The 22,311-nt window shown below is 70.9% G+C and carries 21 protein-coding genes; 4 read left to right on the top strand and 17 right to left on the bottom strand.

The features are described 5' to 3' along the window. Positions 1–8: 8 nt before the first annotated feature. The 15 genes from ispG to K377_RS01410 form a co-directional block, all read right to left on the bottom strand. The gene (gene ispG, locus K377_RS01480) at positions 9–1,175 is read right to left on the bottom strand and encodes a flavodoxin-dependent (E)-4-hydroxy-3-methylbut-2-enyl-diphosphate synthase (RefSeq protein WP_111661208.1); all 1,167 of its coding nucleotides are present in this window, start codon (positions 1,173–1,175) and stop codon (positions 9–11) included. 7 nt (positions 1,176–1,182) lie between these two features. Beyond that, positions 1,183–2,205 (bottom strand): adenosyl-hopene transferase HpnH, encoded by a 1,023-nt coding sequence (gene hpnH, locus K377_RS01475; RefSeq protein ID WP_111661207.1) that lies wholly within the window; start codon positions 2,203–2,205, stop codon positions 1,183–1,185. Between the two features lie 6 nt (positions 2,206–2,211). After that, on the bottom strand, positions 2,212–2,871 hold the full coding sequence (locus K377_RS01470) for a 1-hydroxy-2-methyl-2-butenyl 4-diphosphate reductase (protein WP_111661206.1): 660 nt from the start codon (positions 2,869–2,871) through the stop codon (positions 2,212–2,214). Next, entirely contained in the window at positions 2,871–4,856 is a 1,986-nt protein-coding gene (gene shc, locus K377_RS01465; RefSeq protein ID WP_111661205.1) for a squalene--hopene cyclase, read from the bottom strand. The genes K377_RS01470 and shc overlap by 1 nt, the downstream gene beginning before the upstream one ends. A 103-nt stretch (positions 4,857–4,959) precedes the next feature. Then, complete coding sequence (locus tag K377_RS01460; protein WP_258394964.1) at positions 4,960–6,018, bottom strand: polyprenyl synthetase family protein; 1,059 nt, start codon at positions 6,016–6,018, stop codon at positions 4,960–4,962. An 89-nt stretch (positions 6,019–6,107) separates the two neighbouring features. Beyond that, entirely contained in the window at positions 6,108–7,538 is a 1,431-nt protein-coding gene (hpnE, locus tag K377_RS01455) for a hydroxysqualene dehydroxylase HpnE (protein ID WP_111661203.1), read from the bottom strand. A 175-nt stretch (positions 7,539–7,713) separates the two neighbouring features. Beyond that, positions 7,714–8,676, bottom strand: a complete 963-nt coding sequence (gene hpnD / locus K377_RS01450) for a presqualene diphosphate synthase HpnD (RefSeq protein ID WP_111661202.1) — start codon at positions 8,674–8,676, stop codon at positions 7,714–7,716. After that, entirely contained in the window at positions 8,673–9,575 is a 903-nt protein-coding gene (hpnC, locus tag K377_RS01445; protein ID WP_258394944.1) for a squalene synthase HpnC, read from the bottom strand. Before hpnC ends, hpnD begins: the two co-directional genes overlap by 4 nt. A gap of 429 nt (positions 9,576–10,004) precedes the next feature. Then, the gene (locus K377_RS01440; RefSeq protein WP_111661200.1) at positions 10,005–10,790 is read right to left on the bottom strand and encodes an ABC transporter ATP-binding protein; all 786 of its coding nucleotides are present in this window, start codon (positions 10,788–10,790) and stop codon (positions 10,005–10,007) included. After that, the gene (locus tag K377_RS01435; RefSeq protein WP_111661199.1) at positions 10,783–11,724 is read right to left on the bottom strand and encodes an ABC transporter permease; all 942 of its coding nucleotides are present in this window, start codon (positions 11,722–11,724) and stop codon (positions 10,783–10,785) included. Before K377_RS01435 ends, K377_RS01440 begins: the two co-directional genes overlap by 8 nt. A 95-nt stretch (positions 11,725–11,819) precedes the next feature. Next, on the bottom strand, positions 11,820–12,665 hold the full coding sequence (locus K377_RS01430; protein ID WP_111661606.1) for a glycosyltransferase family 2 protein: 846 nt from the start codon (positions 12,663–12,665) through the stop codon (positions 11,820–11,822). Positions 12,666–12,709: 44 nt separating this feature from the next. After that, positions 12,710–13,489 (bottom strand): CDP-alcohol phosphatidyltransferase family protein, encoded by a 780-nt coding sequence (locus K377_RS01425; protein WP_111661607.1) that lies wholly within the window; start codon positions 13,487–13,489, stop codon positions 12,710–12,712. Next, positions 13,467–14,534, bottom strand: coding sequence for an iron-containing alcohol dehydrogenase family protein (locus K377_RS01420; RefSeq protein ID WP_111661198.1), 1,068 nt, complete (start codon positions 14,532–14,534; stop codon positions 13,467–13,469). Before K377_RS01420 ends, K377_RS01425 begins: the two co-directional genes overlap by 23 nt. Beyond that, positions 14,522–15,274, bottom strand: coding sequence for a sugar phosphate nucleotidyltransferase (locus K377_RS01415; protein ID WP_111661197.1), 753 nt, complete (start codon positions 15,272–15,274; stop codon positions 14,522–14,524). The genes K377_RS01420 and K377_RS01415 overlap by 13 nt, the downstream gene beginning before the upstream one ends. Continuing rightward, positions 15,271–17,046 carry a DUF5941 domain-containing protein gene (locus K377_RS01410; RefSeq protein WP_111661196.1) on the bottom strand — a complete coding sequence of 592 codons (1,776 nt, stop codon included), beginning with the start codon at positions 17,044–17,046 and terminating at the stop codon, positions 15,271–15,273. Before K377_RS01410 ends, K377_RS01415 begins: the two co-directional genes overlap by 4 nt. A gap of 298 nt (positions 17,047–17,344) precedes the next feature. On the opposite strand from K377_RS01410, the gene galE reads away from it, so the two are divergent. The 3 genes from galE to idi all read left to right on the top strand — a co-directional run bounded on the left by galE (position 17,345) and on the right by idi (position 20,135). Further along, the gene (galE, locus tag K377_RS01405; RefSeq protein ID WP_111661195.1) at positions 17,345–18,337 is read left to right on the top strand and encodes a UDP-glucose 4-epimerase GalE; all 993 of its coding nucleotides are present in this window, start codon (positions 17,345–17,347) and stop codon (positions 18,335–18,337) included. A gap of 171 nt (positions 18,338–18,508) precedes the next feature. Next, a complete protein-coding gene (locus tag K377_RS01400) occupies positions 18,509–19,426 on the top strand; it encodes a cation diffusion facilitator family transporter (protein WP_111661194.1) in 918 nt (305 codons plus the stop codon). 115 nt (positions 19,427–19,541) lie between these two features. Next, a complete protein-coding gene (gene idi / locus K377_RS01395; RefSeq protein ID WP_111661193.1) occupies positions 19,542–20,135 on the top strand; it encodes an isopentenyl-diphosphate Delta-isomerase in 594 nt (197 codons plus the stop codon). 3 nt (positions 20,136–20,138) lie between these two features. Here the strand turns inward: idi and K377_RS01390 are convergent, their stop codons facing one another. Then, entirely contained in the window at positions 20,139–20,609 is a 471-nt protein-coding gene (locus K377_RS01390) for an ATP-binding protein (protein ID WP_202455762.1), read from the bottom strand. A gap of 256 nt (positions 20,610–20,865) precedes the next feature. Between K377_RS01390 and K377_RS01385 the strand changes: the two genes are divergently transcribed. After that, a complete protein-coding gene (locus K377_RS01385; RefSeq protein ID WP_111661191.1) occupies positions 20,866–21,624 on the top strand; it encodes an enoyl-CoA hydratase/isomerase family protein in 759 nt (252 codons plus the stop codon). Here the strand turns inward: K377_RS01385 and K377_RS01380 are convergent. Further along, positions 21,617–22,252 (bottom strand): DJ-1/PfpI family protein, encoded by a 636-nt coding sequence (locus tag K377_RS01380; protein ID WP_111661190.1) that lies wholly within the window; start codon positions 22,250–22,252, stop codon positions 21,617–21,619. The genes K377_RS01385 and K377_RS01380 overlap by 8 nt on opposite strands. Between the last annotated feature and the right edge of the window lie 59 nt (positions 22,253–22,311).

Genomic DNA, 22,311 nt, shown 5'->3' with positions numbered 1-22,311 from the left:
ACCGGCACTCAGCTCACGGTGACGTCAGGCGCACCCGACGCGGCGCCGTCCTTCTCCATCTGTTCGGCGATCTTCATCGCCTCCTCGATGAGCGTCTCCACGATCTTCGACTCGGGCACGGTCTTGATGACCTCGCCCTTGACGAAGATCTGCCCCTTGCCGTTGCCGGACGCGACACCGAGGTCGGCCTCACGGGCCTCACCCGGGCCGTTCACGACACACCCCATGACGGCCACCCGCAGCGGCACCTCCATGCCGTCGAGCCCGGCGGTCACCTCGTCGGCCAGCTTGTAGACGTCCACCTGGGCCCGCCCGCAGGACGGGCAGGAGACGATCTCCAGGCGCCGCTGCCGCAGCCCCAGCGACTCCAGGATCTGGATGCCGACCTTGCACTCCTCGGCGGGCGGCGCGGACAGCGACACCCGGATGGTGTCGCCGATGCCCTCGGAGAGCAGCGCGCCGAAGGCGACGGCCGACTTGACCGTGCCCTGGAAAGCGGGGCCCGCCTCCGTCACCCCGAGGTGCAGCGGATAGTCGCAGGCGGCGGCGAGCTGCCGGTAGGCGTTGACCATCACCACGGGGTCGTTGTGCTTGACGGAGATCTTGAGGTCGCGGAACCCGTGCTCCTCGAAGAGCGACGCCTCCCACAGCGCCGACTCCACGAGGGCCTCCGGGGTGGCCTTCCCGTACTTCTCCAGGAGCCGGCGGTCGAGCGAACCGGCGTTGACCCCGATCCTGATCGGCGTACCGGCGTCGGAGGCGGCCTTCGCGATCTGCTTGACCTGGTCGTCGAACTTCTTGATGTTGCCCGGGTTCACCCGCACCGCCGCGCATCCGGCGTCGATGGCGGCGAACACGTACTTGGGCTGGAAGTGGATGTCCGCGATGACAGGGATCTGCGACTTGCGCGCGATGGTCGCGAGCGCGTCCGCGTCGTCCTGCGTGGGGCACGCCACGCGCACGATCTGACAGCCGGACGCGGTCAGTTCGGCGATCTGCTGCAGCGTGGCCCCGATGTCCGAGGTCCGTGTCGTCGTCATCGACTGCACGGACACCGGTGCGCCGCCTCCCACCGCCACCGGTCCGACCATGATCCGGCGGCTGGCGCGCCGCTCGGCGATCGGTCGGACCGGTACCTCGGGGAGGCCCAGTGAGACGGGCTCTCCGGCGTTCATGCCACGCTCACCCACGATTCCCGGCGACGGTCTCGGACATGGCGCGGATGGACTCCTTCAGCGACCCCATCGTGGCGAGCACGGCCGTCGGCTCGTAGCCGCAGTGCGCCATGCAGTTGGCGCAGCGCGGGTCCTTGCCGCGCCCGTACGCCTCCCAGTCGGTGTCCTCGATCAGCTGCCGGTACGACGGCACGTACCCGTCGCTCATCAGGTAGCAGGGCTTCTGCCAGCCGAAGAGCGAGTAGTTCGGGATCGCCCACGCCGTGCACGGGAAGTCGACCTTGCCCTCCAGGAAGTCCAGGAAGAGCGGCGAGTGGTTGAGCCGCCAGCGCCGCCGGTTGCCGCCGGAGAACGCCTTCTTGAACAGCTCCCGCGTCTGGGTGACGCCGAGGAAGTGCTCCTGGTCGGGCGCCTTCTCGTAGGCGTAGGCGGGCGAGATCATCATCTCGTCGACCTTGAGGTCGTCGTTGAGGTAGTTCAGCACCTCGATGATGTTCTGCGGGGTGTCGGTGTTGAAGAAGGTCGAGTTCGTGGTGACCCGGAAGCCGCGCCGCTTGGCCTCCTTGATCGCCTCGACCGCCTCGTCGAAGACGCCTTCCTTGGCGACGGACTCGTCGTGACGCTCGCGCATCCCGTCGATGTGCACCGTGAAGGCGAAGAACGGCGACGGCTTGAACTTGTCCATCTTCTTGCGCATCAGCAGCGCGTTGGTGCACAGGAAGACGTACTTCTTCCGGGCCACCAATTGCCGCACGATCTCGTCGATCTGAGGGTGCATCAGCGGCTCGCCGCCGGCGATGGACACCATCGGCGCGCCCGATTCGAGCACGGCGCCGACGGCCTGCGCGACGGGCATGCGCTGCTTGAGCACGCCCGCCGGGTGCTGGATCTTGCCGCAGCCCTCGCATTTCAGGTTGCAGGCGTACAGCGGTTCCAGTTCGACAATGAGCGGGAACTTGTCCCGCTTGCGGATCTTCTGTTCAGCGAGATACGTCGCAACCTTGATGGACTGTCGCAGTGGCATGGCCATCTGGGCTCACCTCCGAGGGAGCAGCAAAGAACGGTGCCATTCGAAAAAAGCGGGAAGGACGGCACGAAGGACGCGGAAAGCAGATAGTCCACCGCGGACCGTGCCGATCCTGACGAGTTCGTGTTCCGGGGCGTCGACGACCACCCGGACGGCCGCAACCGGACGCTCCCCGGCCTCGACCGCCGTGCGCAGGGTGGCCGCCGACTCCATGTCGACGGCGATCGCGCCGGTGGCCAGCAGGTCGCCGCGCTCGTGACCGCGGACGACGTGGTCGGAACCAGTGAGCGGACCGGTGTGCACGGTGCGTCCGGGCACGGTCCTCACCAGCTCCTTGACCAGCAGCTCCGTGTTCACGCACGGGGTGCTGCCGTGCGTGTCGCGGGTCTCCTGGGCCACGACGAGGTCACCGGGGTGCATGCCGGGCGCGAGCCCGGCGCAGAACCCGGTGGCGATCACCGCGGCCTCGCGCAGCGCCGCGTCGCCGAGGGCGCGCGCCGTCGCGCGCTCGGCGGCGTTCGGCCCCATGCCCGTACGCAGCACGGTCACGGGAGCGCTCGCCCCGGCCCGGCTGCCGGTGCGCAGGGCGACGTGCTCGATGCCCAGCGCGCAGGCGACGAGCAGCGCGGCCGTCTCCGGTGGACGCACGGCCACCGGATCGCCGCCCATCAGGCGTCCTTGAACGGCTCGCCGTGGACATACCGGCCGAGCGCGGTCAGCGGGAAGACCTGCCGGTACAGGTGGTAGTTGATCGAGAAGTCCCAGGGGAAGCCGGTCCCGGTGAAGTACGGCTCGTCCCAGGTGCCGTCCTCGGTCTGGGTCTCGGCGAGGAAAGTGATCCCCCGCTCGACGGCCTTGGAGTCCCGCTCGCCGGCCGACAGCAGCGCCATCAGCGCCCAGGCGGTCTGCGAGGCGGTGGAGAGGCCGTGTCCCTTCCAGTCCTCGTAGCGGTACGAGCGCAGGTCCTCGCCCCAGCCGCCGTCCTCGTTCTGGACCGACTCCAGCCAGTCGACGGCGCGGCGGATCGCGGGGTGCGCGGCGGGCATCCCGGCGGCGGTCAGCGCGGGCAGCACCGACCCGGTGCCGTAGACGTAGTTGACGCCCCAGCGGCCGAACCAGGCGCCGTTGTCCTCCTGTTCGGCGAGGAGCCACTCGATGCCGCGACGGGTACTCGGGTCGTGCGAGCGTCCCTCGACGGCGAGCATCTCGACGACGTGCCCGGTGACGTCGGCGGACGGCGGATCGATGACCTCGCCGAAGTCGCAGAACGGCAGCCGGTTGGGGAACGGGCTGGTGTTGTCGACGTCGAAGGCGCCCCACGCCCCGTTCTTCGACTGCATCCCGAGGTTCCAGCGCACGCCGCGCTCGATGGCCTGCTCGATGCGCGCGGTGTCGGGGTGCGTCACGCGGCGCAGCGCGAGCACGACCTCCGCGGTGTCGTCGATGTCGGGGTAGTTGTCGTTGTGGAACTCGAAGGCCCAGCCCCCGGGTTCGAGGGCCGGCTTGCGCACCGACCAGTCGCCGGGCCGGTCGATCTGCTCGTCGAGCATCCAGGTGGCGGCCTTGACGAGCGCCGGGTGGTCGCCGGGCAGTCCGGCGTCGGCGAGCGCGATGGTGGCCAGGCAGGTGTCCCAGACGGGAGACTGGCAGGCCTCGATCATGCGGGCGCCGTCCTCGCGCCACACCGCGAACCGGTCGAGGGAGGCGAGACCGGCCTTCAGGACCGGGTGGTCGAGGTCGTAACCGAGCAGGTGCAGGGCGATGACGGAGTAGACCGCGGGCGGCTGGATGCCGCCCCAGCAGCCGTCGTTCTCCTGGCGCTCGATGATCCAGCGGGCCGCCGAGTTCATGGCGGACTTGCGCAGCTTCTTGAGGGCCACCTTGTGGTAGCCGTGCATGATCTTGTCGAGCCGCTGGAAGGCGCCGTCCCAACTCGCCAGCGGGGCGAGCGGCTTGGCCGGGTTCGGGTCGCGGGCGTCGGTGTGCAGCTCGTCCAGCGCGAACGGCGCGGGCCGCACCGGACGCTTCGCGGACACGACGGTGAGGGGCACGATGGTCTGCCGTGCCCAGCACCCGAAGTCGTAGATGTTGAGGGGCATCCACTTCGGGAAGTAGAGGAGCTCCGGCGGGAGTTCGGGGAGGTCGTCCCACTTCCACCAGCCGAAGAGGGCCAGCCAGATCCGGGTGAAGACGCGGCTCGACGCGATGCCGCCGCGCTCGCGGACCCAGGCGGAGGCCTTCGCCATGTGCGGGGCGTCCGGTTCGTCTCCGGCGAGGCGCAGCGCGACGTAGGCCTCGATGGTGGTGGAGAGTTCGCCGGGTCCGCCGTAGAAGGTCGCCCAGGTGCCGTCGTCCCGCTGCTCGCCGCGGATGAAGAGCGCGGCGGCGTCGGTGGTGGCCTGGTCGCGGATGCCGAGGAACTGCCTCAGGAGCAGGTCCTCGGCGTCCATCGTCACGTTGGTGTCGAGGTCACCCTTCCACCACCCCTGGGCGTCCTGCCGGGCGAGCAGGAAGTCCGTGGCGCGCTGTATGGCTCGGGTGGCGGCGTGGTGTGTCCCGGCCGCCTCGGGGGTCGTGTCGGACGTGGGGGCAGTGGTGGCCGAGGACGCTGCGGGAGCTGCCGCTCCGGTGCTTCCGTCGGTCGTCGCTGTCATGGCTATCCCTTCGTGCAGTGGCTCATCTCTGCTGGGTAACCGTCGGCCGATGCCCTGGCGGGACACCGGCCGGCGACTGCGAGTCATATGCGGCCGATAGTGATCATCTCTTTCGTACGACGACGAAGTCGGCGAGCGCCGCGAACTGGGCGCGCACCGTGGCGGGCATCTGGACGGTGTCCAGGGCTTCGAGGGCGATCTCGTGCTGGCGCCGGGCCTCGTCGGCGGTCCACTGCCGGCCGCCTGCCTCTTCGATGAGGGCGGCGCGGGCGGCGAACTCCGCCTCGGAGAAGTTGTCGAAGTCGTTGTTCTTGGCGTCGGCGGCGAGGAGTTCTCCCAGCCGCTCGGAGGCCGCGCCGCCCGCGGCGAGCGCGGCGACGACCGGCAGCGACTTCTTGCGCTGGCGCAGGTCGCTCCAGGTCTGCTTGCCCGTCGACTCGGGGTCGCCCCAGATGCCGAGCAGGTCGTCGACGGCCTGGAAGGCCAGGCCCAGGTGGTAGCCGTACTTCTCCAGGGCGTCGGCGGTGACGTCGTCGGCGCCGCCGAGGACCGCGCCGATGGAGGAGGCGCAGGCGAGCAGGGCGCCCGTCTTGTTGCCCTCCATCTCCAGGCACTCCTCGACGCTGACCCGCTCACGGTGCTCGTAGGAGATGTCCTGCGCCTGTCCGTCGATCAGGGCGCGGCTGGCGGTGGTGAGGCGGCGGGTGGCGCGTCCGGCGTCCACCGAGGCGATCTCCAGGAGCACCTCGTTGGCGAGGGCGAACAGCGCGTCGCCGACGAGGATCGCCTGGGCGGGGCCGTGCACCTTCCACACGGTGTCGCGGTGGCGGCGCTGCTCGTCGCCGTCCATCAGGTCGTCGTGCAGCAGCGAGAAGTTGTGGACCAGCTCGACCGCGACGGCACCGGGGACGCCCACCTCGGGGGCGGCGCCCGCGGCCTGCGCGGAGAGCACGGCGAGCGCGGGGCGCACGGCCTTGCCGCCGTCGCCGTCGGCGGGGTTGCCCGCGGCGTCGATCCAGCCGAAGTGGTAGGCGGCGACGGTGTCCATGGGCGGCGCGAGCCGGTCCACGGCCTCCTTCAGCACTGGCGTGGCCAGGGTTCGGCCGCGCTCGAGAAGCGCGGTCACGTCCACCGCGTCGGCAGCCTCTTCGGCCGAGGGCACAGGTGGCACAGTCTCTCCTTGATGTGGCGTTCCAGCCGTTGGTGACGGTCGGTCCGTCGTGGGTGTTTCTACCGAGGGAAGTTCGAGGCTCACGCCGCCTCCCGGAACAGATGGCCGCGGGGGCGGCCCTGTGCGGCGAGGGCCGCGTCCGCGGCGCCGACCCCGCTGCGAACTGCGCCTTCCATCGTCGCGGGCCATCCGGTGGCGGTCCATGCACCGGCCAAGTAGAGACCGGGGGCGCGGGTGCGCGCGGCGGGCCGGAGGGCGCCCGTGCCGGGGGTGGGCGCGAAGGTGGCGGTGCGCTCCCGGGTCACGAAGAAGTCGATGACCCGCGCGCCGCGCGCACCCGGGAGCAACCGTTCGAGCTCCGGCAGATAGCGCTCGCGCAGCGCGGCGACGGGTTCGTCGATGTCGTCCTGGGCGGCGGACTGGGAGACGGCGAGGTACTGGACGCCGGCCGTCCCGGGGACCTCGGTGAGGCCGGACGACTCGGTGCGGTCGAAGACCCACTGCACCGGGGAGCCCAGCGCGGCGAAGAAGGGACGTTTGAGCACCTTGCGGTCGTACACCACGTGCAGGTTCAGGATCGGCGCGGTGCCGATGCCGAGCAGCCGCTCCCGGTCGTCGAGCGCGCCGTCCGGCAGCAGGTCGTACGTCTCGCGCTGCGGTACGGCGAGCACCACGGTGTCGGCGGTGAGGATCTGGCCGGAACTGTCGGGTCCCTCGGGAACCTCCACCGCCCAACGCCCGTTTTCCGTACGGGAGATGGAGGTGGCGCGTGTACGGAGTCCGATGGTCACGCCCGCGGAGTCGAGCGCCTTGCGGGCCAATGTGTCGTGAAGTTCGCCGAGGGGCACCCGGGCCCAGCCGATGTCCGCGGCACCGGGGTCGGACAGCAGCCCGGTCTTGAACACCATGGCGGCCAGCGCGAGCGAGCACTCGCCCGCCACCGCGTTCAGGGTCGCGACCCCGACGAGGTCCCACAGCGCCTCGACGGCCCGCTCCGACTGACCGTGCTCGGCCAGCCAGGAGCCGAAGTCCCGCTCGTCGAGTGCCGGATCGGTCAGATCCAGCCCTTTGAGGGCGAGCGCGGCCCGGCCGACGTTGGCGCGTTCGGCCAGCGACAGATGCGGGTACGTGGCCAGACTCCTGGCCAGATGGAGCGGCACGGGCAGCGCCGTCCGCCGCAGCCGCCCGAGCCGATTGCGCTCCGCGTCGAGAACGGGCACGTCGAGACGATCCTGCAGCGGTGCGAGGTCCGTGGCGTCGATGCGGTCCAGGAACCAGCGGTAGGCGGAGCAGCAGCGCAGATACACGTGCTGGCCGTTGTCGACGGTCAGGTCGCCGCGCTTGAAGGAGAAGGCGAGCCCGCCGAGCCGGGGGCGGCCCTCCAGGAGCGTGACGTCCATGCCGCCGTCGGCGAGGGCGAGCGCGGCCGTGATCCCCGCGAGCCCGCCGCCGACGACGACCGCGACGGGCTGTGGCGACGCGTCGGACGACGCCTCTGCGTGGCTGCTCATGCGCCCTCCCCCTCGGTGCTTCTCATGGTGCGTACGGCCGGTGTGTGGCGGGATTCGACGGATGTGGCGAAGACTCGGCCGGTCGTTGCATGCAGGGACGCCGCGTCGCCGCGGAGGGTTGCCCGCCGCTTCATGTTCGCCGCGGGGTCCTGACCACCGCGTCCCGCCACGCCCATCAGACGCGCCTCCTGAGAGCGGCACGGGACGACGCGCGGGAGACAGTACGGGCGTCGAGGCCGGACAGGCCGCGCACGGCGACGTATGCCTTCTCGTGTCCGGGCAGCGAGACGCGGCCGCGCAGCACGGCCTCCGGCTCGCGCTCGATGCGGTCGAGGAGGCGCCGGTAGATGCCGGCCATGGCGGCGACACAGGCGCCGGAGCGCCGGTCGAGCAGGGGCAGCAGTTGGTAGCCCTCGGCGAACAGGGCGCGGGCGCGCCGCACCTCGAAGTGCACGAGCCCGGCGAAGTCCGATCCGGCGGGCGGGACCGCGGAGTCGAATCCGGCCGAGCAGCCGAACTTGGCGAGGTCGTCGGCGGGCAGATAGGTGCGCCCGTCGGCGGCGTCCTCGCGGACGTCCCGCAGGATGTTGGTCAGCTGAAGCGCGAGCCCGAGCGTGTCGGCGTACTCGGGCGCACGCTCGGCACCGCGCGCCCCCGGCTCGGTCCCGAACACGCCGAGGGAGACCCGTCCGATGGCGCCGGCGACACACCGGCAGTACACCTTCAGGTCGTCCCAGGTCTCGTACGTCTCGCCGCGCAGGTCCATCAGGACGCCGTCGATGAGCTCGTCGAGCCCGCCGAGCGGGATCGGGAAGCGGTCGGCGGCGTGCGCGAGGGCGACGGCCACCGGGTCGGTGTCGTCCTCCTCGACCTTGCCCGCCTGCACCCGGGCGAGCAGTGCCCGGGTCTCGTCGAGCCGCTCCGCCTTGACGTCGGGCGGCAGCGTGCCGTCCCCGATGTCGTCGACGCGGCGCGAGAACGCGTACACCGCCGACATGGCCCGCCGCTTCGCGGTCGGCAGCAGCCTGATGCCGTAGGCGAAGTTGCGTGCCTGGTGTCCGGTGACGGTCTCGCAGTAGCTGTATGCGGCGAGCACCGGTGCCGACACGTGCTGGTCAGACTCCACGGCCTTGCTCACCCCTCTCCTCGCAGAGTCGCTCCCACCTCGCGCAGCAGCCGGAGCTTGGTGGGCTTCGGTGGTCCAGGTAGGACGTCGTACTTCGCGGCGACGATCGCGTGGACCGCCGCCTTCCCCCCTGCCACGAAACCGGCCAGCAGCAGCTTCAGCCTGCCGTGGACGCTACCCACCAGGGGGGTGCCTTCATTCAAGAGCCGCAGGGCGCGATCCGCTTCGTGAGCGACCAGCGCGCGCACCGATGCGCCCGCGGTCGGTGCGGCGAGATCCGCTTCCTGGACGTGGAACTTTTTCATGTCCTCGGCAGGCAGATAGATGCGGTCGCGGCCGAGATCCTCGGCCACGTCCTGGAGGTGTTCGACGATCTGCAGTCCGGTGCAGACCGCGTCCGAGCGGCGGATGCGCTCGGGGGTCGAGGTGCCGGTGATGGCGAGGACGAGGCGGCCCACGGGGTTGGCGGACAGCTCGCAGTAGGCGAGCAGGTCGTCGTAGGTCTCGTAGCGCGTGACGAGCTGGTCCTGTCGGTTGGCCTGGAGGAGGCCGAGGAACGGCTCGGGGGTCAGCGAGCGGCGGCGGACGGTGGGCTGCAGGGCCGCCAGCAGCGGGTGCTGCGGCGTCCCGTCGAAGACCCGGTGCAGGTCGGTCTCCAGGGCGTCCAGCATCGCGAGCCGGTCGTCCGCCCGTTCGGGTGAAACGCCGAGCCGGCGGGCGTCGGCGCCGCCGGGCGCGAGGTCGCCGTCGCCGATGTCGTCGACCAGGCGCGCGTACCCGTACACGGCCATCAGGTCGTCGCGCCAGGCGCGCGGCAGGAAGGCCGGGGCCACCGGGAAGTTCTCGTCGGCGGCCTTGTCGAGGGTGGCGTCCGTCGTGGAGTCCGGGCGCACACGAGAGGTTCGGCTCACCGGGTGCGGTCCGCTTCCGGAACGACGGCGAAAGCCTCGTGGACCTGGAGAGTTTCCGTAGCCATTGCCGTCACATCTCCCGTTCTACACTGCGGACCCAATACATCCCATTTCGGACACGCCGCCCGGCCGTCCGCACGGTTGACCGACCCCCCGAAGAGCCGGGAGACCGTGCATTATCGCCCCACTTGCCGTGATTCGGCACCGGTACAGCTTACGTTGTACAACGACGGCCGCCACGGCGGGGTGTTCTGCACATCACAACAACACACCGATTGACGCCAAGATTCCCTGGCGGCAAGGAAGTTGACCTCTCCTTGACCTTGATCGGGAATTAACTGCCGAGTACAGGCATCCGGGGCGGACACATCGAAGGCCCCACCGTCATGAGCCGGTGGGGCCTAAAGACGCGGAGGGAGGGTTCGCGGGTTACTTGCCCGTGAACTTCTCGTACTCCTTGAGTACCTCGGCCGTCGGACCGTCCATACGCAGTTCCCCGCGCTCCAGCCACAGGACGCGGTCGCAGGTGTCGCGGATGGACTTGTTGTTGTGGCTGACGAGGAAGACCGTGCCGGCCTCCTTGCGCAGCTCACGGATGCGGGCCTCGGAGCGCTTCTGGAACTTGCGGTCGCCCGTGGCCAGAGCCTCGTCGATCATGAGGACGTCGTGGTCCTTGGCCGCCGCGATGGAGAAGCGCAGCCGCGCCGCCATGCCGGACGAGTACGTCCGCATCGGCAGGGTGATGAAGTCGCCCTTCTCATTGATGCCGGAGAAGTCGACGATCTCCTGGTAGCGCGACTTGATCTCCTCGCGCGACATGCCCATCGCGAGGCCGCCCAGGATGACGTTGCGCTCGCCCGTCAGGTCGTTCATCAGGGCAGCGTTCACACCGAGCAGCGAGGGCTGGCCGTCGGTGTAGACCTTGCCCTTCTCGGCGGGGAGCAGGCCCGCGATGGCGCGCAGCAGCGTCGACTTGCCCGAGCCGTTCGATCCGATGAGGCCGATCGCCTCGCCGCGGTAGGAGGTGAAGGAGACGCCGCGCACCGCGTGCACCTTGCGCACTCCGCGCTCCTCGCCGCGCTTGAGTATCCGGCTCAGCGCGGAGGTGGCGCTGCCCTTGCCCGTCTTCGCGCCGTTGACGCGGTAGACGATGTGCAGTTCGTCGGCGATGACCGTGGGGATCCGGGCATCGGACGTCTTGTCGAGATCAGCCACGGCCGTACCGCTCCTCTGCCTTCCAGAAGTAGATGAAGCCCACGCCCGCGAAGAGGACGGCCCAGCCCGCGGCGAAGGCCCACACGTGGGGCGGCAGGTACGCGGAGCCGTATCCGTCGCTGCGCAGGAACGCGTAACGGATCAGGTCCATGTAGATGGAGGCCGGGTTCCACTGGAGGACGTCGGCGAGCCAGCTCGGCGCGTTCTTGTCCTCGAGCATCGCGGGGATGCTGAACATGACGCCCGAGGCGTACATCCAGGTACGCATCACGAAGGGCATGAGCTGCGCCAGGTCGGGCGTCTTGCTGCCCGCTCTGGCGAAGATCAGCGCGAGGCCCATGTTGAAGCCGAACTGGAGGACCAGGGCGGGGATCACCAGGAGCCAGGAGAGCGCCGGCATGACGCCGAAGCCGAGCGTGACGACGATCAGCACGACCATCGAGAACAGCAGCTGCTGGAGCTGCTGGAGCGCGAACGAGATCGGCAGCGAGGCCCGCGGGAAGTGCAGCGCCCTGACGAGACCCAGGTTGCCGGAGATGGCCCGGACGCCCGCCATGACCGAACTCTGCGTGAACGTGAAGACGAAGACACCCGTCACCAGGAAGGGCACGTAGATGTCGTGCGGGATGCCCTTCCTGCCGCCCAGCAGCAGGCCGAAGATGAAGAAGTAGACCGCCGCGTTCAGCAGCGGGGTCGCCACCTGCCAGACCTGGCCGAGCTTGGCCTGGCTGTACTGGGCGGTCAGCTTCGCCTGGGAGAAGGCGATGATGAAGTGCCGTCGGCCCCACAGCTGGCGTACGTACTCGCTCAGACCGGGGCGGGCACCGCTGACGGACAAGCCGTACTTGGCGGCGAGCTCGGCAGGGGAGAGCCCGTCGTCGGGTGACGGGGACGCGCTCACCGCGACTCCGCCGTCATGCGTTGTCTCACTCACAGAAGGGAACTTTCGTCTACAAAAGCGCAGCCTGGTCGGGCATCGGCACAAGCAGAGGACAGGTTTCGCCCCGCATGCTCTCAGAACAGAGCTTGTCAGATCACGGGAGGTCGGCCCAGTCGGGTCAGCCGCCACACCGTGCGCCACTTCATGGGGCGCCGGGGGCCGCAGGGGCTGGACCAGCCCTCCTTGAACCCGCCGAACCAGGCCTTGAGGGCGGGGCCCGAGGGACGGCGGGCCAGGGTGAGGAGCAGCCAGACGCCCAGGTAGACCGGGATCAGGGGCGCGGGCAGATTCCGGCGGGCGAGCCAGACCCGGTTGCGGGCCACCATGCGGTGGTAGACCGCGTGCCGGGACGGGGCCGTCGTCGGGTGGTGCAGCACCATGTCGGCGCGGTAGTCGATCAGCCAGCCGGCGTCGAGGGCCCGCCAGGCGAGGTCGGTCTCCTCATGGGCGTAGAAGAACTCGCCGGGGAGCCCGCCGACCTCGGCGATGACCTGGGTGCGGCAGGCGTTGGCGCCGCCCAGGAAGGTCGTCACGCGCGAGGAGCGCATCGGGTCGGCCGCGCGCAGCCGCGGGACGTGGCGGCGCTGGGTCTCCCCGGTGTCCGGGTCGGCGATCCGGAAGCTGACGATGCCGAGCTGGGGATCGGCGGCGAACGCCTCGCGGCACTTCTGCGCGGTGTCGGTGAGCGGCAGCAGGCCGTCGTCGTCCAGGAACATCAGGATGTCGACGTCGCCGCCGGACGGGCCGAACGCCTCGATGCCGACGTTCCGGCCGCCGGGGATGCCCAGGTTCTCGGGCAGCTCCACGGTCCGTACGCCCTCGGGGACCTCCGGGACCGGCGAGCCGTTGCCGACCACGACCACCTCGACCGGGTCGCCGTCCTGCTTGGCGACCGAGTCGAGGAGCGCGCGCAGCTCGGCCGGGCGGTTGCCCATGGTGATGATCACCGCGCCGACCTTCGGCGGGTGCGCCGCCGGGCTCACTTCAGCCTGCTCGAAGCGAGGATCGACACGAGGTGCAGCAGGGTCTGGAGGAGCGCGATGCCCGCCAGGACGGCCACACCCAGGCGCGTGAAGAACAGGTCGCCGCGGATCTGGTCGACGATCGCGAGGACCAGGATGAGCAGCGTCGCCTCGATGCCGAGGATGAGCCGGTGGAACTTGAACGCGGCGGCGGCCCTGCGGGCCAGCGCCATGCCGGAGGAGCGCATCTCGGACGCGGACTCCTTGACCTGCTCCTTGCCGCCGGCCGCGCGGGCGAGGCCCACGAGGTCCGTCTCGGCCTTGATCAGGATGGCGCCGAGCGCGGCGAGGGTGCCGAGGAAGGCCCACAGCCAGTCGATCCGGCCGGTGCCCCACAGGTCCGCGGCGCGCAGGCCGAAGCCGACGAGGACGGCGGCGTCGGTGAGGTACGCGCCGACGCGGTCCATCCAGACACCGGTCAGCGAGTACTGCTTGCGCCAGCGGGCGATCTCGCCGTCGACGCAGTCGAGCAGCAGGTACAGCTGGACCGCGATCACGCCGAGGACCGCGCCCCAGATGCCCGGGACGAGCAGCGCGGGGGCGGCCAGCACACCGCAGACGGTCATCAGGTAGGTCAGCTGGTTGGGCGTGACCTTGGTGTTCACCAGGTGGCGGTCGACACGCAGCGAGACCTCGCGCATGTAGAGCCGGCCCATCCAGTGCTCACCGCTCCGGCGGTCCTTCACCCCGGCGGGGTGGACGACCGGGCGGAGCTCAGCTACCGATGGCTTTTGCATAGTCGGCGTAGGCGTCCCTGATCTGGTCGGTGGACAGGTCGAGGTGTTCGAGGATCGTGTAGCGGCCCGGACGGGTCTGCGGAGCGAACTCCACGACCTTCACGAACTCGTCCACGGTGAAGCCGATCTCCTCGGGCAGCACGGGCAGGCCGTGGCGGCGCAGCACCTCGGTCATGTAGACGGACTGCTCGCGGGCACCGCGCAGGTGCATCGCGAAGGCCGCGCCCAGACCGCACTGCTCGCCGTGGCTGGCGGCGCGCTTGGGGTAGAGGAGGTCAAAGGCGTGGTTGATCTCGTGGCAGGCGCCGGAGGCGGGCCGCGAGTCGCCGGAGACCGACATGGCGATACCGGTGAGGACCAGACCCTCGGCGAGCACCTGGAGGAAGTCGTCGTCGCCGACGCCGCCGGGGTGGCGCAGGACGGCCTCGCCGGCCTGGCGGGCCATGGCGGCCGCGAGTCCGTCGATGTCCTCGCCGCGCTCGCGGGCGGCCAGCTCCCAGTCCGCGATCGCGGAGATGTTGGAGACGGCGTCGCCGATGCCGGAGCGCACGAAGCGGACCGGGGCCTCGCGGATGATGTCGAGGTCGATGACGACGGCGATCGGGTTCGGCACGCCGTAGCTGCCGCGGCCCGCGTCGTTGTCCAGGGTGGCGACCGGCGAGCACAGCCCGTCGTGCGACAGGTTCGTCGCGACGGCGACCAGCGGCAGACCGACCCGGGCCGCGGCGAACTTGCCGCAGTCGATGATCTTGCCGCCACCGAGACCGACGATGGCGTCGAAACGCCCCGCCTTCTTGATGTCGTCGGCGAGCTTGACGGCGTCGTCGAGCGTGCCGCCGCCGACCTCGAACCACTCCGCCGTGGGCAGCGAGGGCTCGAGACGGGCCCGCAGCACGGCGCCCGAGCCACCGCTGATCGCGATGGCCAGGCACCCCTGCGACGACGAGATCCTCTGGTCGGCCAGCACCGTGGCCAGGTCGTTGAGCGCCCCCGGCCGGATGTCGACGACGACCGGCGAGGGAATCAGCCTCGTCAGTACTGGCACGCGATCTCCCGTGCCTTGGCGAGGTCGTCGTGGTTGTCGATCTCGACCCAGCTGACGTCGCCGATGGGCGCGACGTCGACCTTGAAGCCGCGGTTGACGAGCTCCTGGTAGCCGTCCTCGTAGTACAGCTGCGGGTCGCGCTCGTACGTGGCCTTCAGGGCGTCGGCCAGCTCGTCGGCGGCCTCGCCCTCGATGAGGGTGACGCCGATGTACTCGCCGGTGGCCTCGGAGGGCTCCATCAGCTTCGTGATCTTCTGGACGCCCGCCTCGGGGTCGGCGACGACCTTCATCTCCTCGTCGCCGAGGATCTTCACGGTGTCCAGGGCGAGGATGATCTTCTTGCCGTCGCCGCGGGCGGCGAGCAGCGTCTTCTCGACGGAGACCGGGTGCACGGTGTCGCCGTTGGCGAGGATCACGGTGTGCTTGATGGCGTCACGGCCGCACCACAGGGAGTAGGCGTTGTTCCACTTCTCGGCCACGTCGTTCTCGATCAGCGTCAGCTTCAGGCCGTACTTCGCCTCGAGCGCCGCCTTGCGCTCGTAGACGACCTCCTTGCGGTAGCCGACGATGATGCCGACCTCGGTGAGGCCGATCTCCGCGAAGTTCTTCAGGGTGAGGTCGAGGACGGAGAGCTCGTTCTCGGTTCCCTCGCCCACGACGGGCACGAGCGCCTTGGGAAGCGTCTCGGTGTAGGGGCGGAGCCGGCTGCCTGCGCCGGCGGCCAGGACGAGGCCGATCATGCGGGTTCTCCTTCATCGTGTACGGCGGGTGCTCCAGCAGAGACCCAGAAGCGGATGCTCTCGGCGAGCACCACGAGTGCCACGAGCACGGCGAGGGCCGTGAGCGCGACGGTGAAATCTGTGGGCGTGAGCAGCGCGGCCACCGCTGTGACCACCAGCGTGCGGCCCTCGTGCCCGCCGATCGCCCGCACGAGCCAGCGCGGGGGTGCTCCGGCGTCGCCACGGATGCGGTACACCGTGTCGTAGTGATGGTAGGCGACCGCCGCCACCAGTCCGAAAGCCGCGGGCAATGCTCCGTTCACGTCCGCGCGGGCCGCGAGGACCAGGATCGTCAGGTACTCGGAGGCCCGGAAAATGGGGGGAACGAGCCAGTCGAGGGCGCCCTTGAGCGGGCGGGCGACGGCGAGTCCGGACGTGACGCAGTACACGGCCGCGGCCAGCACGGGCCAGCCGCTGCCGAAGCCGGTGAAGGCGCTCGTCGTGACGACGGCCACGCCGCCGAGCGCGGCGACGACGGGGGCGGCGGCGCTCCTGCCGGCCCGGGCGATCGCCTGCGCGAGCGGGCCGGAGTCGGCCAGCTCGGCCAGGGCCGCGGCGGCGCGGTCGGTGCGGCGGGCCTTGCGGGTCAGCGAGCGCAGGACGCGGCCGGCGGTGGTGTAGCAGGCGGCGAGGGCGCAGCCCACGAGCAGCACGTAGAAGGTGATGCGCGGGGTGGTGAGCGCGGTGAAGATCGCGATGAGCGCCCAGCGCTCGCCGATCGGCAGCACTATCATCCGGCGGACCCAGACCGTCCAGCCGACGCTGTCGAGCTTGTCGGAGAGGGCGGCGGTGGGGCTGGCCCCGGCCAGTTCGCCCAGCGCGTCCGCGTCGTGGTTCGCCTCGTTGAAGGAGAAGTCGACGACGTGGCGGCAGGTCTGCAGGACCATCGCGCCGAGCGCCAGGGCCCACACGTCGTCCCCGCCGCCGGAGTTCGCCGCGCCGAGCGCGAGGCCCGCGTAGTAGGCGTACTCCTTGGCGCGGTCGAAGGTCGCGTCCAGCCAGGCGCCGAGGGTCGAGTACTGCAAGGAGTAGCGGGCGAGCTGCCCGTCGGTGCAGTCCAGGACGAAGGAGAAGAGCAGCAGCAGGCCCGCGGCGACGAAGCCGGGGCGGGTGCCGGTGGCGGCGCAGCCGGCCGCGATCAGCGCGGTGAGCAGCGACGCGGTGGTGACCTGGTTCGGGGTCAGGCCGCGGCGGGCGCACCAGCGTGCGATGTAGCGGGAGTACGGGCTGACGCAGTGCGTGGTGAAGAAGCCGTCCCGCGCCTTGACGGCGGTGCGCAGCCGGATCGCCTCGTCGTCGACGGCGGCGACGCGCTGGCGGGCCTCGTTGCGGGCCTGCGGGTCGTGCGGCACGGCGGCGACGAGTTCGCCGAGGACGGGGCGGTGCACCGCGGTGCCGGCCGCCTCCAGGCTCTTGGCGACGGCGTCGGGGGCGATGCCGTTCTCCGTGACGGCCCGGTTCAGCGCCTGCCGGGCCGCGGGCTGCGCGGTGACGGCGCCGGGGACGGCCGAGGCGGCGAAGCGGGGGTCGGTGAGGCCGAGACGCAGGGCGTGGACATGGCCCACGAACCCCGCGTCGACGACCGCGACCCGCTGGTCGCCGGGGACGGCCGCGAGCGCCGCCCGGGCGTCCGCGGCGTCCGGGGCGAGCCGCACGTCGAAGCCGAGTTCCCGCAGCTCGCCCTCCAGGGACGACCCGGGAACCGGCTGACCGGTGACGATGGCGGTCGACAGACGAACTCACTCCTTGGGTGCCGACGCGAGCGCGCCGGGCTCATGCACGAAGGGGGCGCCCCGCACCCTTGCACCCTTGTTCGACAGGGCTGGGCCGGGCGGCATGTCGGCAGAGGCTATCGGATGATCTGAAGCAGACGTTCACCGCCTGTTTACGGCCCGATCAGCCGCTGTCCCACGCGGTCCGTGGTGCCGGGACCGCCCGGTCATCATTGTCGATCAAGGGCCCGGGCCACAAACCCGGGCCGGGGTGTGACCGGCTCAGGGCGGAGGACTGACCGGCTTAGGGTGGTGCGTCATGACATGGCTGATCACCGGCGGAGCCGGATACATCGGGGCACACGTGGCGCGGGCGATGGCCGGGGCGGGTGAGCGGGTCGTCGTGCTCGACAACGTCACGTCCGGGGTGCCCGACCGGTTGCCGCCGGAAATCCCGCTGGTGCGCGGCTCGGCGACGGACGCGGAGCTCGTGGCCCGGGTGTGCGCCGAGCACGAGGTGGCCGGTGTCGTCCACCTGGCCGCGCACAAGCAGGTCGGCGAGTCGGTCGAGCGGCCCGAGCTGTACTACCGGGAGAACGTCGGCGGGCTCGCCACCCTTCTGGAGGCGGTCGCCGCGGCGGACGTGCGCCGGTTCGTGTTCTCCTCGTCGGCCGCCGTCTACGGCAACCCGGACATCCCCGTCTCCGACCTGATCACCGAGTCGACGCCGTGCGCGCCGGTGAATCCGTACGGGGAGACCAAGCTCGCGGGCGAGTGGCTGGTGCGGGCGGCCGGGCACGCCCACGGGATGGCGACGACCTGTCTGCGCTACTTCAACGTGGCGGGCGCCGCCGAGCCCGCGCTCGCCGACACCGGTGTGTACAACGTGATCCCGATGGTCTTCGACCGGCTCACCCGGGGCGAGGCCCCGCGGATCTTCGGCGACGACTACCCGACGCAGGACGGCACCTGCGTCCGTGACTACATTCATGTCGCGGACCTCGCCGAGGCGCATCTGTCGGCGGTGCGGCGGCTCTCCAGGGCGGACGCGAGCGGTGATCTGACCCTGAACATCGGCACCGGCCAGGGTGTTTCCGTACGCGAACTGGTCGACGTGATCGCCGAGGTGACGGGTGACCCGCGGCCCGCGCTCGTCGAGCCGCGCCGGCCCGGTGACGCGCCGCGTGCGGTGGGGTCGTCGGCGCTGGCCGAGAAGGAACTGGGCTGGACCGCGTCGCACAGCGTGCGCGAGATGGTCGAGTCGGCCTGGGCCGGCTGGTGTCTGCGGCACCCCGAGGCCCGTACCGACTGAGGGCACCCGCCCTGTCCCGGGGCGCCCCGAGAACCGTATCCGCGCAGGTCACAGCAGATGACAACGGTCTTCATGGCAGTGTTTGCGGATACCCCCCACCCGTAGTTCACTGTGATCGCCGCCCCGGTGCGGGGCGGCTCGGTGGGCCGATGCGGAGGGCGGTGCGGATCCATGGGTGCCGGACACGATCACGGGCACGGGACGGCGGCCGCCGCTCATCGGGGGCGGCTGCGCGTCGCGCTCGCCATCACGGTGACCGTGATGGTGGTGGAGATCGTCGGTGGTCTCGTGGCCGACTCGCTCGCCCTGATCGCGGACGCGGCCCACATGGCGACGGACGCACTGGGGCTCGCGATGGCCCTGCTGGCGATCCATTTCGCGAACCGCCCGGCCGGCGAGCAGCGCACCTTCGGGTACGCGCGGGCCGAGATCCTGGCCGCGCTCGCCAACTGTCTGCTGCTTCTGGGGGTGGGCGGCTACGTCCTGTACGAGGCCGTCCAGCGCTTCATGGAGCCGGCCGAGACCGCGGGCGGTACGACGATCGTCTACGCCCTGATCGGCCTGGTCGCGAACATGATCTCGCTCTCCCTGCTGGTGAAGGGGCAGCAGGAGAGCCTGAACGTGCGGGGCGCCTTCCTGGAGGTCGCCGCGGACGCCCTCGGTTCCGTCGCGGTGCTCGTCTCCGCGACGGTCATCCTGACCACGGGGTGGCAGGCCGCGGACCCGATCGCGTCGCTGGTCATCGGCCTCATGATCGTCCCGCGTACGGTGAAGCTGCTGCGGGAGACCCTGGACGTCCTGCTCGAGTCCGCGCCGGAGGGCGTCGACATGGCCCGGGTCAGGGAGCACATCCTGGATCTGCCCGGGGTGGAGGACGTCCACGATCTGCACGCCTGGACCATCACTTCGGGTATGCCGGTGGTCTCCGCGCACGTGGTCGTCTCCTCGGAGGCGCTCGGCACGCTCGGGAACGAGAAGATGCTGCACGCCCTCCAGGACTGCCTGGGCGACCATTTCGACGTCGAGCACTGCACGTTCCAGCTGGAGCCCGGCGGTCACGCGCGGCACGAGGCGAAGCTGTGTCATTGATCACGCCGGGCGATACGGGCGTCTGATGTGCGAGACATGCGGGACGCGGCGCGGAGCGTGACGGTCTGTCCCGTACGGCAGACTTGGGGCCAGAGGACCGAAGCGAAGGATGGGTATGCCGACCACACCTGCCACCGCGGCGAACAATGCGTCGAACGGCACCGGAGAAGCGATCTTGCTGGAACTCGTCGACGAGGACGGCAGGACGATCGGCACCGCGGAGAAGCTCGCCGCGCACCAGGCGCCGGGGCAGCTGCACAGAGCTTTCTCGGTCTTCCTCTTCGACGAGCAGGGGCGGTTGCTGCTCCAGCAGCGGGCGCTCGGCAAGTACCACTCCCCCGGCGTGTGGTCGAACACCTGCTGCGGTCACCCGTACCCGGGCGAGGCCCCGTTCGCGGCGGCCGCCCGGCGCACCTTCGAGGAGCTGGGGGTCTCGCCGTCGCTGATGGCCGAGGCCGGCACCGTGCGCTACAACCACCCGGACCCCGATTCGGGGCTGGTGGAGCAGGAGTTCAACCACCTTTTCGTGGGAATGGTGCAGGCCCCGCTGGACCCGGATCCGGAGGAGGTCGGGCAGACCGCGTTCGTGACCGCCGGGGAGCTGGCCGAGCGGCACGCCGAGGACCCGTTCTCATCGTGGTTCATGACGGTGCTCGACGCGGCACGCCCGGCGGTCCGGGAACTGACGGGCCCCTCCGCGGGCTGGTGACGCTCAGGCCGCGGGCTTGAGGGGCAGGGCGGCCCAGATCACCTTGCCCCCGCTCGCGGTGTGCTCCACGTCGCAGACGCCGCCCGCCTCGGCGGTGATCTCCCGTACGAGGAGCAGTCCGCGGCCACCCGTCTGACCACTGGTGGCCTCCAGGGCCGTGGGGCGGTAGGGGTGGTCGTCCTCTACGGACACCCGCACCCACTCCGCGCCGACGGCGACCTCGACGGCCAGCATCGGGGAGAGCAGGGCGGCGTGCTTGACCGCGTTGGTCACCAGCTCGGAGACGATCACGAGCAGTCCGTGCACCAGGTCGTCCGGCGCGGGTACGCCCTGCCGGGCGAGCAGTTCGCGCACCGCCCGCCGGGCCTGCGGCACCGACGCGTCGACCGCCTGCGCCGTGAACCGCCACACCCCCTCGTACGGCAGCGGCCCGCCCGCCTCATGCTCGGGGGGCGCGCTCCCGTGGTCGTTCATCGTCCGGTCCCCGCCCTTGCGCTCGATTGTCACCACGCTTTGAGTGTTGAGAATCCGCTGGTCCGGACCGCCGGACTGACCAGAAGTCAGCGACTATCGGCGGAATTTGATCATTGCCGCGCGGCAGCGGCGCGGGTGCGACCGATCCTGTCCCGATTGTTCCTCTTTCGGGTGCTCTTCAGTTTGAAGTACGAGAGGTGCCGGTTGCCCGGGGCTCCCGGGGAACCCTTCGGGCGGGCTGGATAGCATCCGCCGCATGTCCCCTGCACCGACCCTCACGCACACGGTGACCGACGCGGTCGCCACCGTCGTCATCGACCACCCGGCCCGGCGCAACGCCATGACCGACACCATGTGGGCCGCCCTGCCGCCGCTGCTCGACACCCTGGCCGCGGATCCGGCGGTCCGGGTCCTCGTCCTGACCGGCGCCGGGGACACCTTCTGCGCCGGGGCCGACATCTCCACCCTCGGCGGGGACGCGGGCGCCGCGCAGGAGCTGGCCGTCGCCGCCGAGGAGGCCCTGGCCGCCTTCCCGAAGCCCACACTGGCGGCGGTCCGCGGGTACTGCGTGGGCGGCGGCTGCCAGCTCGCGGCCGCCTGCGATCTGCGGTTCTCCACCGAGAGCGCGCTGTTCGGGGTGACCCCGGCGAAGCTCGGGATCGTCTATCCGGCGTCCTCCACCCGGCGGCTCACATCGCTGGTGGGCCCGGCGGCCGCCAAGTACCTCCTGTTCTCGGGCGAGTTGATCGGCACCGGGCGGGCGCTGCGCACCGGCCTGGTCGACGAGGTGCTGCCCGAGTCCGAACTCGACAAGCGGGTGGCCGAGTTCACGCGCGTCCTCGTGGGCCGCTCGCAGCTGACGCAGGCGGCCGCCAAGGAGTTCGCGGCGGGCCGCACCGACCGGGACGCCCACTGGGCGGAGCAGGCACGCGGCAGCGGCGACACCGCGGAGGGCGTCGCCGCGTTCCTGGAGCGCAGGGCGCCGCGCTTCACCTGGAACGTGCCGACTACGTGAGGACGAAGCGGCTCCTGCCGCGGAACTCCTCGACGAGATGCGCGGGCGCCTTCCGCGGCGAACCCGCGTCGTAGGGCGGCTGCGGGTCGTACTCGGTGAGCAGCTGCACGGCCTGGGCGTGTTCGTCGCCCGCGATCCTGCCGAGCAGGGTCAGACCCATGTCGATGCCCGCGGAGACCCCGGCCGCGGTGACGTACTTGCCCTCGATCACGACACGCTCGCCGGTCGGCTCCGCGCCGAACTCTCGCAGGACGTCGAGCGCCAGCCAGTGCGAGGTGGCGCGCCGGCCCGTCAGCAGGCCCGCCGCGGCCAGGAGCAGGGAGCCGGTGCACACGGAGGTCGTCCAGGTGCTCGTCGCGTCGGCCGCGCGCAGCCAGTCCAGCAGGGTCCCGTTCGCCATCTGCGGGCCCTGCCCGGGGCCGCCGGGGACGATCACGATGTCCGGGTGCGGGACCTCGGCGAGGGTCTTGTCGGCGACGAGCGCGAGCCTGCCGGTGTCGCTGCGCACCGGGCCCCGCTCCTCGGCGACGAAGACGAGATCGGCGTCGGGGAGCCGGCCGAGGGTCTCGTAGGGGCCCACGGCGTCGAGGGCGGTGAAGCGGTCGAAGAGGACGACGGCGATCTGCATGGACGGCCTTCCTGTCGTAGTGGGTGCCGGATCTGTCGTGGCGGGTGCCGGATGCGCCG

It is taken from the genome of Streptomyces sp. PsTaAH-137 (genome assembly GCF_003259365.1).
GTDB lineage: Bacteria > Actinomycetota > Actinomycetes > Streptomycetales > Streptomycetaceae > Streptomyces.
Note: the sequence above shows the minus strand (reverse complement) of the source record. Positions and strands in the feature narration are given on the sequence as shown.

What these genes read in the sequence shown, in the direction of transcription:
- galE (WP_111661195.1), top strand. Translation starts at nt 17,345, where the DNA reads ATGACATGGCTGATCACCGGCGGAGCCGGATACATCGGGGCACACGTG.
- K377_RS01385 (WP_111661191.1), top strand. Translation starts at nt 20,866, where the DNA reads ATGTCCCCTGCACCGACCCTCACGCACACGGTGACCGACGCGGTCGCC.
- K377_RS01400 (WP_111661194.1), top strand. Translation starts at nt 18,509, where the DNA reads ATGGGTGCCGGACACGATCACGGGCACGGGACGGCGGCCGCCGCTCAT.
- K377_RS01380 (WP_111661190.1), bottom strand. Translation starts at nt 22,252, where the DNA reads ATGCAGATCGCCGTCGTCCTCTTCGACCGCTTCACCGCCCTCGACGCC.
- K377_RS01415 (WP_111661197.1), bottom strand. Translation starts at nt 15,274, where the DNA reads ATGATCGGCCTCGTCCTGGCCGCCGGCGCAGGCAGCCGGCTCCGCCCC.
- K377_RS01390 (WP_202455762.1), bottom strand. Translation starts at nt 20,609, where the DNA reads ATGAACGACCACGGGAGCGCGCCCCCCGAGCATGAGGCGGGCGGGCCG.
- K377_RS01425 (WP_111661607.1), bottom strand. Translation starts at nt 13,489, where the DNA reads ATGCAAAAGCCATCGGTAGCTGAGCTCCGCCCGGTCGTCCACCCCGCC.
- shc (WP_111661205.1), bottom strand. Translation starts at nt 4,856, where the DNA reads ATGACAGCGACGACCGACGGAAGCACCGGAGCGGCAGCTCCCGCAGCG.
- hpnH (WP_111661207.1), bottom strand. Translation starts at nt 2,205, where the DNA reads ATGGCCATGCCACTGCGACAGTCCATCAAGGTTGCGACGTATCTCGCT.
- ispG (WP_111661208.1), bottom strand. Translation starts at nt 1,175, where the DNA reads ATGAACGCCGGAGAGCCCGTCTCACTGGGCCTCCCCGAGGTACCGGTC.
- hpnE (WP_111661203.1), bottom strand. Translation starts at nt 7,538, where the DNA reads ATGAGCAGCCACGCAGAGGCGTCGTCCGACGCGTCGCCACAGCCCGTC.
- K377_RS01430 (WP_111661606.1), bottom strand. Translation starts at nt 12,665, where the DNA reads ATGGGCAACCGCCCGGCCGAGCTGCGCGCGCTCCTCGACTCGGTCGCC.
- idi (WP_111661193.1), top strand. Translation starts at nt 19,542, where the DNA reads ATGCCGACCACACCTGCCACCGCGGCGAACAATGCGTCGAACGGCACC.
- K377_RS01470 (WP_111661206.1), bottom strand. Translation starts at nt 2,871, where the DNA reads ATGGGCGGCGATCCGGTGGCCGTGCGTCCACCGGAGACGGCCGCGCTG.